General features: G+C 68.8%; 12 protein-coding genes. 6 read left to right on the forward strand and 6 right to left on the reverse strand.

What is annotated here, in order from left to right; all coding sequences use genetic code 11:
* Window positions 1–7: 7 nt before the first annotated feature.
* Entirely contained in the window at window positions 8–1,003 is a 996-nt protein-coding gene (locus ASD34_RS22755) for an ABC transporter substrate-binding protein (RefSeq protein WP_056582696.1), read from the reverse strand.
* A 119-nt stretch (window positions 1,004–1,122) separates the two neighbouring features.
* Here ASD34_RS22755 and ASD34_RS22760 point away from each other — a divergent pair, with 119 nt between their 5' ends.
* From ASD34_RS22760 to ASD34_RS22785, 6 genes are all read left to right on the forward strand, one after another.
* Entirely contained in the window at window positions 1,123–1,803 is a 681-nt protein-coding gene (locus ASD34_RS22760) for a TetR family transcriptional regulator (protein ID WP_056582698.1), read from the forward strand.
* An 81-nt stretch (window positions 1,804–1,884) separates the two neighbouring features.
* The gene (locus tag ASD34_RS22765; RefSeq protein ID WP_082549019.1) at window positions 1,885–2,697 is read left to right on the forward strand and encodes an ABC transporter permease; all 813 of its coding nucleotides are present in this window, start codon (window positions 1,885–1,887) and stop codon (window positions 2,695–2,697) included.
* On the forward strand, window positions 2,694–3,743 hold the full coding sequence (locus ASD34_RS22770) for an NAD-dependent epimerase/dehydratase family protein (RefSeq protein WP_056582702.1): 1,050 nt from the start codon (window positions 2,694–2,696) through the stop codon (window positions 3,741–3,743). The genes ASD34_RS22765 and ASD34_RS22770 overlap by 4 nt, the downstream gene beginning before the upstream one ends.
* Before the next feature lie 10 nt (window positions 3,744–3,753).
* The gene (locus ASD34_RS22775; protein ID WP_056582704.1) at window positions 3,754–4,584 is read left to right on the forward strand and encodes a GNAT family N-acetyltransferase; all 831 of its coding nucleotides are present in this window, start codon (window positions 3,754–3,756) and stop codon (window positions 4,582–4,584) included.
* Window positions 4,585–4,596: 12 nt separating this feature from the next.
* On the forward strand, window positions 4,597–5,664 hold the full coding sequence (locus ASD34_RS22780) for a dihydrodipicolinate synthase family protein (RefSeq protein WP_157609751.1): 1,068 nt from the start codon (window positions 4,597–4,599) through the stop codon (window positions 5,662–5,664).
* The gene (locus tag ASD34_RS22785) at window positions 5,661–6,452 is read left to right on the forward strand and encodes an ABC transporter ATP-binding protein (RefSeq protein WP_056582707.1); all 792 of its coding nucleotides are present in this window, start codon (window positions 5,661–5,663) and stop codon (window positions 6,450–6,452) included. Before ASD34_RS22780 ends, ASD34_RS22785 begins: the two co-directional genes overlap by 4 nt.
* A gap of 16 nt (window positions 6,453–6,468) precedes the next feature.
* On the opposite strand, the gene ASD34_RS22790 is transcribed toward ASD34_RS22785, so the two are convergent.
* From ASD34_RS22790 to ASD34_RS22810, 5 genes are all read right to left on the reverse strand, one after another.
* Entirely contained in the window at window positions 6,469–7,491 is a 1,023-nt protein-coding gene (locus tag ASD34_RS22790; RefSeq protein ID WP_056582709.1) for an XdhC family protein, read from the reverse strand.
* 16 nt (window positions 7,492–7,507) lie between these two features.
* Window positions 7,508–8,170 (reverse strand): CoxG family protein, encoded by a 663-nt coding sequence (locus ASD34_RS22795; protein WP_056582711.1) that lies wholly within the window; start codon window positions 8,168–8,170, stop codon window positions 7,508–7,510.
* A gap of 34 nt (window positions 8,171–8,204) precedes the next feature.
* On the reverse strand, window positions 8,205–9,419 hold the full coding sequence (locus ASD34_RS22800) for a vWA domain-containing protein (RefSeq protein WP_056582713.1): 1,215 nt from the start codon (window positions 9,417–9,419) through the stop codon (window positions 8,205–8,207).
* 19 nt (window positions 9,420–9,438) lie between these two features.
* Window positions 9,439–10,341, reverse strand: coding sequence for an AAA family ATPase (locus tag ASD34_RS22805; RefSeq protein WP_056582715.1), 903 nt, complete (start codon window positions 10,339–10,341; stop codon window positions 9,439–9,441).
* A gap of 64 nt (window positions 10,342–10,405) precedes the next feature.
* Window positions 10,406–11,197 (reverse strand): FAD binding domain-containing protein, encoded by a 792-nt coding sequence (locus tag ASD34_RS22810; RefSeq protein ID WP_056582718.1) that lies wholly within the window; start codon window positions 11,195–11,197, stop codon window positions 10,406–10,408.
* Window positions 11,198–11,212 lie beyond the last annotated feature (15 nt).

Consider the following 11,212-nt stretch of genomic DNA (forward strand, 5'->3'; position numbering starts at 1 on the left):
CCTCCGGTCAGTTGGGCGCCATGCGCACGCCCTTGTCGAGGAACTCGTTGGTGAAAAGCGTCGCCGGGTCGTAGGCCTTGTCGATGCCGATCAGCGAGGACACGAGCTCGTAGTCGGCCTTCACGCGCGCACCATCGAAGGCGCCGAGCGCCACCTTGGTGGTGGTGTCGTCGCGCATCAGCTGCTTGATGCGGTTCCACTGGTCGCGCTGGTTGTCGGGCGTCAGGCCGCTCACGCTGGCCTGCAGTGCCTGCAGACAGGGCTCGAAGCTCTTCACGCAGGCGTCGTAGGCGCGCTGCGTCACGGCCACGAACTTCTTCACCTGGCCCGGGTTCTTCGCAAGGTACGGACCGTTCACGATCAGCGAGTTGCCGTACACGTTCACGCCCGCGTCGCGCCAGGGCTGAAAGCCCAGGTCGGCGCCGAATTCACGCGCCTTCAGGTCGTGCTCGTTGTAAAAGTCGCTGATGATGTCGACCGACTTGCTCTTGAGCGCCGCCACCTTGGCCTGCGGGCTCACGTTGACGAAGCTCACGCTGGCCGGATCGAGCCCCACCTTCTTCGCGAACGCCGGCCACATGAGGCGCGCGGCGTCGCCGGGCGGGTTGCCGATCTTGCGGCCCGCGAAGTCCTTGGGGCCATTGATGCCCGACGACTTGAGCCAGTAGAAGCCTTGCGGGCTGTTGGCGTAGATGACCATCACGGCCTTCACGTCGGCGCCCTTGCCCTTGGCCTGGATCGTCGTGGGCAGGTCGGAAATGCCCAGGTCGCTGCCACCGGTGCCCACGCGCTGCGCCGACACGGCCGAGCCCTTGCCAGCCTCGATGCTGAGGTCGATGCCGGCCTCGGTGTACCAGCCCTTGGCCTTCGCAAAGTAGATCGGCGCATGATCGGCCGTGGGTGTCCAGTTGAGCATCAGGCTCATGGCATCGGCCGCGAATGCGACAGGGGCCGAGGCCATCAGCAAGGCGGTGGCGCCGGCGGCCGACAACAGCTTTTTCATGCGGATCACTCCAAAAGAAGGTAAAAACAGGTCCTGAAATTTATATTACCAACTGTTTGGTTGACTGACAATCCAGATCATCCAGGCCACGTTGCCATTGCCGGGAGAACCAGAACACCATGACCGCCACCAGCCCTGCCCGCACCGCTCGCAGCACCGTTGCCACGAAACGCGAGCGCGACCCCGCCGCCGCCAAGCAGGCGCTCATCTCCGCCGCGGTGGCCGAGTTCGCCACCAAGGGTTTCGCGGGCGCGCGTGTCGACGAGATCGCCGCCAACGCCGGGGTCAACAAGCAGCTGGTTTATCACTACTTCGACAGCAAGCAGGGGCTGTACCTGGTCGCGCTCGAATCGGTCTATGGCGAGATCCGCGAGAAGGAACAGAAGCTCACGCTCGACGAACTCGAGCCGCTCGAGGCCATGAAGCAACTGGTGGCCTTCTCGTTCGACTACCTGGCCGAGCACCCCGAGTTCATCGCGCTGCTGGCCGACGAGAACCGCAACCACGGCGCGCACCTGCGCGAGTCGGAGCGGCTGCAGAAAATGCACTCGCCCTTCATCGAGATGCTCGAGGCCACGCTCAAGCGCGGGGTGGCGGCGGGCGTGTTCCGGCCCGACTTCGACGCGATCAACCTCTACATCTCGATCGCCGGCATCTCGTACTTCTTCTTCTCCAACAACCACACGCTGTCGGCCATCTTCGGCAAGCCGCTCGACGCGCGCGGCGCGCTGCTGCAGCGTCGCCGGCACGTGATCGAGTTCGCGCTCAACGCCTTGCGGCCCGACAAAGCCGCCTCCTAAAAAATTATCAACTAGTTGGTTGACTCGGGTCGTGGCGACTCCTATGATTCGCCGCATTGCTTCCTCGACCCAGGAATTGAGATGACGGCACCTGATGGCGCTCTGGCGCCCCCCGCACCTGCGCCCTTGTCGGGCGAGCGCCCCGAATGGCAGCGCTGGGCCCTCGTGGTCGCGGTGCACCTGGCGGGCATCGCGCTGTGGGAGCTGGCGGTGCGGATCTTCGCGATCCAGCCCTTCATCCTGCCGGCGCCCTCAAAGGTGCTGGCCACGCTGGCCAACCCCAACTACAGCTGGCTCAAGAACACCGGCGTCACCGCGCTCGAAGTGTTCGGCGGCTACGCGCTGGGCCTGGTGCTCGGCATTCTTTGCGCGCTGCTCTTCATCACCAGCAAGCGGCTGATGCTGCTGGTGTTCCCGCTGCTGGTCACGCTCAACATGATTCCGAAGGTGGCGATGGGGCCGCTGGTGATCGTGTGGTTCAGCTACGGCATCGGGCCGAACATCCTCATCACCTTCAGCCTGTGCTTCTTCCCGATCCTGCTGACCACCATCCGCGGGCTCAACGAAACCGAGCCCGAGCTGCTCGACCTCGTGCGCGCGCTCAAGGGTTCGCGCTGGCAGCTGTTTCGCTACATCCAGCTGCCGGGCTCGCTGCCGTACGTGTTCTCGGGCATGAAGGTCGCCACCATCCTCGCCGTGGCGGGCGCGGTGGTGGGCGAGTTCATCGCCTCGGAACGAGGCCTGGGCTATCTGATGATCCAGGTCCAGGCCTCGCTGGACACGCCCGCGGTCTTCATGGCCGTGCTGCTCATCACGGGCCTGGGCGTGCTGCTCTATCTGCTGGTGCTTCTGCTGGAGCGCCTCTTCATCACCCAGGACGCAAGAATCCAATGACCTCCACGCCTGTCCTCGACGACCTGCCCTTTCCCGAACGCTTCGAGAGCGAAGGCGCGCTTGAAGGCTACCTGGCCACGCCCTCGCGCGACCTCGTGCGCGACATGGCCCGCCTCGACGGCGACCTGATGATCCTGGGCGTGGGCGGCAAGATGGGCCCCACGCTGGCCCGCCTCGCCAAGAACGCCATGCCCGGTCGCCGCGTGATCGCCGTCGCCCGCTTCAGCGAAGCCGGCGTGCGCGAAGCGCTCGAAGCGCACGGTATCGAGACCATCGCCTGCGACCTGCTCGACCGCGCCGCCATCGCCGCGCTGCCGCCCTGTGCCAACGTGGTCTTCATGGCCGGGCGCAAGTTCGGCGCCGACGCGGACAACCCACTGACCTGGGCCATGAACGCGCACGTGCCGGCGCTGGTGGCCGAGCACTTCCATGCCTCGCGCATCGTCGCCTTCTCGACCGCCTGCGTGTACCCCTTCGTGCCCGTGACCAGCCAGGGCGCAAGCGAGAGCGACGCGCCCAACCCGCCCGGCGAATACGCCAACTCGTGCGTGGGCCGCGAACGCATGTTCGAGTACTTCTCGCAGCGCCACGGCACGCCCGGGCGCCTGTTCCGCCTGAGCTACGCCATCGACCTGCGCTACGGCGTGCTGGCCGACGTGGCGCTCAAGGTGTGGCGCGGCGAGCCGGTCGACGTGACCATGGGCCACGTCAACGTGATCTGGCAGGGCGACGCGAACGCACAGGCGCTGCGCTGCCTCGCGGCGGCCACCGTGCCGACGTCCCCCCTCAACGTGAGCGGACCCGAGACCACGTCGATCCGCTGGCTCGCCGAAGAGTTCGCGCGCCAGTTCGACAAGCCGGTGACGATCACCGGGCAAGAAGCGCCGACCGCGTGGCTCATGAACACCGGCGAGGCCGAGCGGCTGTTCGGCTACCCGCGCGTGCCGCTCGCGCAGCAGATCCGTTGGGTGGCTGACTGGATCTCGCGCGAGCAGCGCCAATACGGCAAGCCGACCAAGTTCGAATCGCGCGACGGCAAGTACTGAGCCCACGACCATGCACGCCGTCGAAGCCCTGTCGTCGATCACGCCCGGCATCGCCCCGATGCTCGACGCGCTGGTCGTCGCGAGCGGCTGGAACCAGACCGCGCACGACTGGCGGTTGTTCGAGCGGCTCGGCACGGTGCATGGAGTGCGCGACGGTGAGGGCCGGCTCATCGCCAGCGGCGCGGTGCTGCCAATGGGGAGCGTGGCCTGGATCAGCATGATCCTCGTGGCGCCCGAGGTGCGCGGACAGGGCCTGGGCCGCGCGGTGTTCGCGCGCTGCCTCGACACGGTGAAGACCGCCCGCCTCGTCGCGATGCTCGACGCCACGCCCGCGGGCGAGCCGCTTTACGCGAGCTTCGGCTTCACGCCGCTGTGGCGGCTCACGCGCTGGCAGCGCGAAGCCGCACCGGCCACCGCATCGCTCGCCACCGACAAGCCCGCCCTCGACAACCTCGCCGCGCTCGACGCGCAGGCGCTGGGTTTCGCGCGCCCCGCCGTGCTCGCCGACCTGCTCGGCCGCGACGACAGCCGCTGCGTGCGCAATGGCCTGGGCTTCGGTCTCGTGCGTGCGGGTCGCACTGCGCATCACATCGGCCCGCTGCTGTCGTCCGACGAAGCCGTCGCCGCCGCGTTGCTGACACAAGCTGCGCGTGGCGTCGACGGCCGCATCTACATCGACGTGCCCGACGACCGCAAGGCCATGACCGCCGCGCTGCGCGCCGCCGGCTTCACGCCCCAACGCAGCTTCGCACGCATGGCGCTGGCCACGCGCGAGGGCGCGCAGCCGCCTACCGGACACCCCGCCTTCATCCACGCCATCGCCGGCCCCGAGTTCGCCTGAGGACCTTCGCCCATGCCACTGAACCGCTCCGACCTTCCCGCCGACGTGCTTGCGTTGCTGTCGCAAGGCACCGTCATCCCCGCGCATCCGCTGGCGCTCGACGCCGACCGCCAGTTCGACCGCCGGCGCCAGCGCGCGCTGACCCGCTACTACGTCGATGCCGGCGTCGGCGGCCTCGCGGTGGGCGTGCACACCACGCAGTTCGCGATCCGCGAGCGTGGCCTGTACGCCACCGTGCTCGAAGCCGCGATGCAGGACCGCCTCGCCTGGAACGATCGCCCGATGGCGATGATCGCCGGCCTGTGCGGCCCGACCGCGCAGGCGCAGGCCGAGGCGCGCACCGCCGTCTCGCTGGGCTACCACGCGGGACTGCTGAGCCTCGCGGCGCTGGCCGGCTCGTCGGAAGACGCACTCATCGCCCACTGCGAGGCGGTGGCGCAGGAGATTCCGCTGATCGGTTTCTACCTGCAGACCGTGGTCGGCGGCCCGGTCCTGTCGAGCGACTTCTGGCGCCGCTTCGCGCTCATTCCGAACGCGCTCGCCATCAAGGTCGCGCCCTTCAACCGCTACCGCAGCATCGACGTGGTGCGCGGGCTGGTCGATGCGCGCGCCGAGGAGCGCGTGTTCCTCTACACCGGCAACGACGACCACATCGTGCTGGACCTCGCGCTGCCCTTTGCCGCGATGCGCGACGGCGCGCCCGTGCAGGTGCGCTTTCGCGGGGGCCTGCTGGGCCACTGGTCGGTATGGACCTCGAGTGCCGTGCACCAGCTGCAGCAGATCAAGGCCGAGCTGGCCGCCAACGGTGGCGCGCTGAGCCCCGCCCTGCTCGCGCTCGATTCGCGCGTGACCGACTGCAACGCCGCCTTCTTCGACGTGGCGAACAACTTCCACGGCTGTATCGCGGGCTGCCACGAGGTGCTGCGGCGCCAGGGTCTGCTCGAGGGCATCTGGTGCCTCGATCCGGAAGAAGGCCTGGGCCAGGGCCAGTCGGCGGAAATCGACCGCGTCTACCGCCAGCATGGCGACCTGGCAGACGACGCGTTCGTGCGCAACAACCTGGCGCGGTGGCTCGCATGAGCGCCGTGCTCGCACCGCTGCAAGATGCGCCGCTGATCCGCATGCGGCAGCTGCGCAAGGTCTATCGCAAACGCAACGAAGAGTTCCTCGCCGTCTCCGACGTCACGATGGACGTGCATGCGGGCGACATGATCTCGCTGGTCGGCCCGTCGGGCTGCGGCAAGTCGACGCTGCTGAAGATCCTGTCGGGCCTGCACGGCCATGACGGCGGCACGCTCGAAATCGGTGGGCCCGGCGGCACGGGTTTCAACGCGGGTCGCGATGTCGGCATGGTGTTCCAGCAGCCGCTGCTGCTGAAGTGGCGCACCATCCTGGAGAACGTGCTGCTGCCCGCCGACATCCTCGGGCTGGACCGCCGCGCCGCGAAAGAACGCGCGCACGAGCTGCTCGACATGGTCGGCCTCACCGGTTTCGCCGACAAGCTGCCCTACGAACTCTCGGGCGGCATGCAACAGCGCGCAGCCATCGCGCGTGCGCTCATCCACGACCCGAAGCTGGTGCTCATGGACGAGCCCTTCGGTGCGCTCGATGCGCTCACGCGCGAGAAGATGAACCTGGAGATGCTGCGCATCTGGGAGCGCAGCCGCAAGACCTTCGTCGTGGTCACGCACAGCATCCAGGAGGCCGTGTTCCTGGGCTCGCACTGCGCCGTGCTCACGGCGGGTCCGGCGCGCATGGCCGACTTCTTCCGCATCGAGCTGCCCGAGCCGCGCAAGCTGCACGTGAAGACCAGCCCGGCGTTCGGCGAGTACGTGCGCCGCATCTACGACCTGCTGGGCGTGGACTGAACGACGCTCGCCCAGTTCAGCTCGGCTGCAGCTGCTGGATTTCCTTGGCGCGCGCCACTTCCATTTCGCGCGGCAGCGTCACCGCGTTTTTCACGGCCAGGATTTCCGCCATCACGCTCACGGCGATCTCCGGCGGCGTCTTGCTGCCGATGAAGATACCGATGGGTCCGCGCAGGCGCGCGAGCGATTCGGCCGTCTGGTCGAAGTGCTCGATCATGCGGCCGCGCCGCGCGTCGGCGTTGCGGCGCGAGCCGATCGCGCCCACGTAGAAGGCCTCGCTCTGCAGCGCTTCGAGCAACGCAAGGTCGTCGAGCTTGGGGTCGTGCGTGAGCGCCACCACGCAGCTGCGGCGGTCGGGCCGGAAGGCCAGCACGGCGTCGTCGGGCATCTCGGTGGTGATCGTCACGCCGGACAGCGTCCACGCGGTGCGGTACTCGGCGCGCGGGTCGCACAGCGTCACGGCGAAGCCGCTGAACTTGGCCATGGTGGCAAGGTATTCGGCGAGCTGACCGGCGCCGATCAGCAGCATGCGGTACTCGGGGCCGAAGGTGTTGGTGAGCTCGGAGTCGTTCACCGTGAGCTCGTCGGGCGCGGTCGCTTCGGCCAGCCGCACCGCGCCGGTGGCCAGCGTCACCGTGCGGCACATGAGCTTGCCGCGCTCAAGTTCAGCGACCAGGGTGTCGAGCGTGTCGGCGTCGGGCGCGTATTCGAGCAGCAGCTCGAGCGTGCCGCCGCAAGGCAGCCCGAAGCGATGCGCCTCGTCGGCCGTGATGCCGTACTTGACGAGCGCGGGCGGCGCGCCCAGCGGCACGTCTTCGCCCTTGCCGTGGGCATGGCTGTAGCGCGCGATCAGGTCGTCTTCGATGCAGCCACCCGAGACCGAGCCGACCACGGCACCGTCTTCGGCCAGCGCCATGATCGAGCCCACGGGCCGCGGCGACGAGCCCCAGGTGCGCACCACGGTGGTCAGCAGCGCGCGCTTGCCGGCACGCCGCCAGTCGCGCAGCGTGCGCAGCACCATGACGTCGAGGTTTTCCATGACAGGACCTTGTGCGTCAGGCGGCGTCGCCCGGCGTGGCGGCGTCGTCGCCGTCCTTCTTGCCGAAGCCCATCTTCTTCATGAGGCCCGACATCACGCCAGTCTTCTCGGCGGGCGCCTCGACCGACGCGTCCACGGCCGGTGCGGGCGGCGGGCCGTAGCGGTTTTGCATCTCGGCCTCGAAGCGCTTGAAGAAATCGTCGGCGGTGGACTTGGCCGCGCCGTCGATCAGGCGCTGGCCGAGCTGGGCGATCTTGCCGCCGACCTGGGCCTGCACGGTGTAGTCGAGTTCGCAGCCGGCCGGCGCCGCAACCGGGTCCGCCGCCGTGGTTGCGCCGTCAGCAGGTGCGGCATCTGCAACCGCCGTTCCGGCTGCACCGGCCACCGGCTTGAGCGACACGCTCGACGAGCCCTTGGCAAACCCCGCCACGCCGCCCTGCCCTTCGAAGGTGAGCTTGTAGCCGTCGGGCGCGACGATGTCCGACAGCATCACCTTGCCGCTGAACTTGGCCGACACGGGGCCGATCTTCACGGCCAGCGCGACGCTGTAGGTGTTGTCGCCCGTGAGCTCGAACTTGTCGCAGCCGGGAATGCACTTCTTGAGCGTCTCGGGGTCGTTGAGCGCTTCCCAGGCCTGTTGTTGGGTGACACCGAGGCGGCGATTTCCGAGCATTTCCATGGTGGGTTTCCTTTGTTCTTTCCTGAGTCAGGTCCTAGCGGCTGGCGCGCATCAGCGCGGCCAGGCTGGCGGCCAGCTGTTCCAGTGCATTCAGATTGTGGACCGCCAGCATCGCGTCCGCATGGCGGTGCAGCACGGCGGCCCCACGCGCCAGAGGGGCGTAGCCCTCGAAGCGCAGCAGCGGGTTGAGCCACAGCAGGCGGCGCGAATGGCGCTGGAGCCATTGCAGCTCGGTCTCGAGCACCGCGGGCTCGCCCGTGTCGAGCCCGTCGCTGATCACCAGCACCAGCGTGCGGCGGCCGATGAGCCGGCGCGCGTGCGACTGACGCAGCTCGGCCAGTGAACCGCCCAGCCGCGTGCCGCCCGCAAAGTCGTCGATGGCCAGGCTCGCGGCCTCCAGCATGGCGTCGGCATCGGCCAGCCGGAAAGCCGGCGTGAGGTCGGTCAGCCGCGTGCCGAAGGCGAACACGTCGCGCCGGCCAGCGCGCCGCGTGGCGGCATGCAGAAAGGCCAGCAGCAGGCGCGCGTAGCGCTCCATCGAGCCCGACACGTCGACCAGCACCAGCAGCGGCAAGGGCTGTTCGCGCCGCGCCAGTCGGGGCAGGCGCAGGATCTCACCGCCGGTGCGCGCCGCCTCGTGCAGCACGCCGGGCCAGTGCATGCGCGCATGCGCGCTGCCTGCATCGCCGGCCGGGCGCAGGCGGCGCGTGGGCAGCCGAGGCACAGGCAGCGTGATATCGCGCGCCAGCCGTTCGACCAGCCGGTACTCGGCCGCGCCGAGCGCGTTGAAGTCGGCATGCTGCAACCGCTGGCGGTCGCTGGCCGTCATGGCGGCGTCGAACTTGATCTCTTCGTCGGGCTTCGCCGGTGCGGCCGGCTTCACGGCATCACGCGGCGGGCTCAGTGCCTCGCGCACGCGCGGGCGACGCTTGGAGGGCTCGGCCTTGCCTTCGGCGCTGGGCAACATCTGGGCGAGCAGCTTGTTGGCCAGCTCGGGGTCGCGGAACCACGCGTCGAAGAGTTCACGGAACACCAGCCGGTCTTGCTCGCGACTGACCATCACGGCTTCCATCGCGGCGCCCAGGTCGAGCTTGTCTTCGACGCCGACCAGCGTGGCCGCCTCGGTGGCGAGCGCGATGCGCATGGCGTCGGTGCGCACGCCGGCGCGGCGCAGTGCGCGACCGAAGGCGGCGATGTTGCCCGCCAGCTTGCCGCTGCGGACGTCGCCAAGTTGCTGGATGCCGGCCATGCGTGTGCCTCGGCCTCGCTCAGCTCGCGAGCGGTTCCTCGGGCCTCAACAGGTCGCAGGCCAGCTCGTGCGTGAGTGCCGCGACGTCGTCGCGCTGCTTGAAGAGGATGCCGGCGGTGTCGACGACCACTTCGGGGTCGAGTTCGACGGTGTCGAGCGCGATCAGCGCCCGCGCCCACTCCACGCTTTCGGCGATGCCGGGCGCGCGCTGGAAGGCATTGACGAACGGCGCCGAGCGCAGCCGCGCCACGAAGGCCGCCACCTGCGCCGAGAGCGTCTCGCCGGCTTGCGGCACCTGCGCGCGCACGATGGCCAGCTCGCGCTCGCGCTCGGGGTAGTCGAGCCAGTGATAAAGGCAGCGTCGCTTCACGGCGTCGTTCAACTCGCGCGTGCGGTTGCTGGTGAGCAGCGTCACCGGCGGCACCACGGCGCGCACGGTGCCCAGCTCGGGAATGCTGACCTGGTACTCACCGAGGTACTCGAGCAGGAAGGCTTCGAAGGGCTCGTCGGCGCGGTCGACCTCGTCGATCAGCAGCACGGCACCGGGTGCGGGCGTCTGCAGCGCCTGCAGCAGCGGGCGGCGGATCAGGTAGTGCGGCTGGTAGACCTCGGCCTCCACGTCGCGTGCCGCTCCGGTGGCTTCGGCCGCGCGCATGTGCAGCAGCTGCGCGGCGTAGTTCCATTCGTAGAGCGCCTCGCGCTGCTCCATGCCGTCGTAGCACTGCAGGCGCAGCAGCTCGCGGTTCAGGGCCGTCGACAGCGCCTTGGCCAGCTCGGTCTTGCCGACACCGGGCTCGCCTTCGAGCAGCAGCGGACGCTGCAGCTTGAGCGCGAGGAACACTGCAGTGGCCAGGCGGCGGTCGGCAAAGTAGCCGGCCTGCCGCAAGCCGTCGGAAAGGGCGTCGATGGTCGGGAAGATCATGGGCAAGCGTAGCGGAAGACGCGAGGCTGTCGCGCCTTCCGGTGGGCGACGGCGCCTGGCTGCTTCAGCCGAGTGCTTTGGTCACGGCGCGCTGCGTCAGCACGCTGATCAGGTTCGCGCGGTAGGCGGCCGAGGCATGCAGGTCGCTGTTGAGGTCGCTCGCGTCGATCTTCACGGCGGCAGCTGCCGCGGCGGTGAAGCTCTTGTTGAGCGCGTCCTCGAGCCCGGCGTGGCGGAACACGCCATTGCCCGCGCCGGTGACGGCCACGCGCACGCCGCTGTCGTACTGCGCCAGGAAGATGCCGACCAGCGGGAAGTTCGAGGCCTTCTGGCGCAGCTTCTCGTACACCGCGCGCTTCGGAATCGGGAAGCGGATGGCGACGATCAGCTCGTCTTCTTCAAGCGCCGTGGTGAACAGGCCCTGGAAGAAGTCGTCGGCCGCAATTTCGCGCTTCGACGTGACGATGGTCGCGCCCGAGGCCAGCACGGCGCTCGGATAGCACGCAGCCGGGTCGTTGTTGGCCACCGAGCCGCCGACGGTGCCCATCGCGCGCACCTGCCGGTCGCCGATGCGCGACGCGAGGTCGGCCAGCGCGGGGTACGCGGCCTTCACGTCGGCGTTGTTCGCCACGTCGAGGTGACGCGACATGGCGCCAAGGGTGACCGTGCCGGCGTCTTTCTTGATGCCGGTGAGTTCCTTGATGCCGCTCAGGTCCACCAGCTGTTCGGACGCGGAGAGCCTGAGCTTCATGGAAGCGAGCAGTGTCTGGCCGCCGGCGAGCGGCTTGGCGCCCGCGGCGATGAGCTGGGCCGCATCGGCCACGGTGGCTGGCCGTTCGAGAGTGAAGGCGTACATGGTGTGAGTCCTTCT

The sequence above is a fragment of the Variovorax sp. Root473 genome (genome assembly GCF_001426505.1).
In the GTDB taxonomy this organism is placed as follows: domain Bacteria; phylum Pseudomonadota; class Gammaproteobacteria; order Burkholderiales; family Burkholderiaceae_C; genus Variovorax.

Excerpts from the sequence above, each read along its gene's own strand:
- ASD34_RS22755 (WP_056582696.1), bottom strand. The coding sequence starts at position 1,003 with ATGAAAAAGCTGTTGTCGGCCGCCGGCGCCACCGCCTTGCTGATGGCC.
- ASD34_RS22760 (WP_056582698.1), top strand. The coding sequence starts at position 1,123 with ATGACCGCCACCAGCCCTGCCCGCACCGCTCGCAGCACCGTTGCCACG.
- ASD34_RS22765 (WP_082549019.1), top strand. The coding sequence starts at position 1,885 with ATGACGGCACCTGATGGCGCTCTGGCGCCCCCCGCACCTGCGCCCTTG.
- ASD34_RS22770 (WP_056582702.1), top strand. The coding sequence starts at position 2,694 with ATGACCTCCACGCCTGTCCTCGACGACCTGCCCTTTCCCGAACGCTTC.
- ASD34_RS22775 (WP_056582704.1), top strand. The coding sequence starts at position 3,754 with ATGCACGCCGTCGAAGCCCTGTCGTCGATCACGCCCGGCATCGCCCCG.
- ASD34_RS22780 (WP_157609751.1), top strand. The coding sequence starts at position 4,597 with ATGCCACTGAACCGCTCCGACCTTCCCGCCGACGTGCTTGCGTTGCTG.
- ASD34_RS22785 (WP_056582707.1), top strand. The coding sequence starts at position 5,661 with ATGAGCGCCGTGCTCGCACCGCTGCAAGATGCGCCGCTGATCCGCATG.
- ASD34_RS22790 (WP_056582709.1), bottom strand. The coding sequence starts at position 7,491 with ATGGAAAACCTCGACGTCATGGTGCTGCGCACGCTGCGCGACTGGCGG.
- ASD34_RS22795 (WP_056582711.1), bottom strand. The coding sequence starts at position 8,170 with ATGGAAATGCTCGGAAATCGCCGCCTCGGTGTCACCCAACAACAGGCC.
- ASD34_RS22800 (WP_056582713.1), bottom strand. The coding sequence starts at position 9,419 with ATGGCCGGCATCCAGCAACTTGGCGACGTCCGCAGCGGCAAGCTGGCG.
- ASD34_RS22805 (WP_056582715.1), bottom strand. The coding sequence starts at position 10,341 with ATGATCTTCCCGACCATCGACGCCCTTTCCGACGGCTTGCGGCAGGCC.
- ASD34_RS22810 (WP_056582718.1), bottom strand. The coding sequence starts at position 11,197 with ATGTACGCCTTCACTCTCGAACGGCCAGCCACCGTGGCCGATGCGGCC.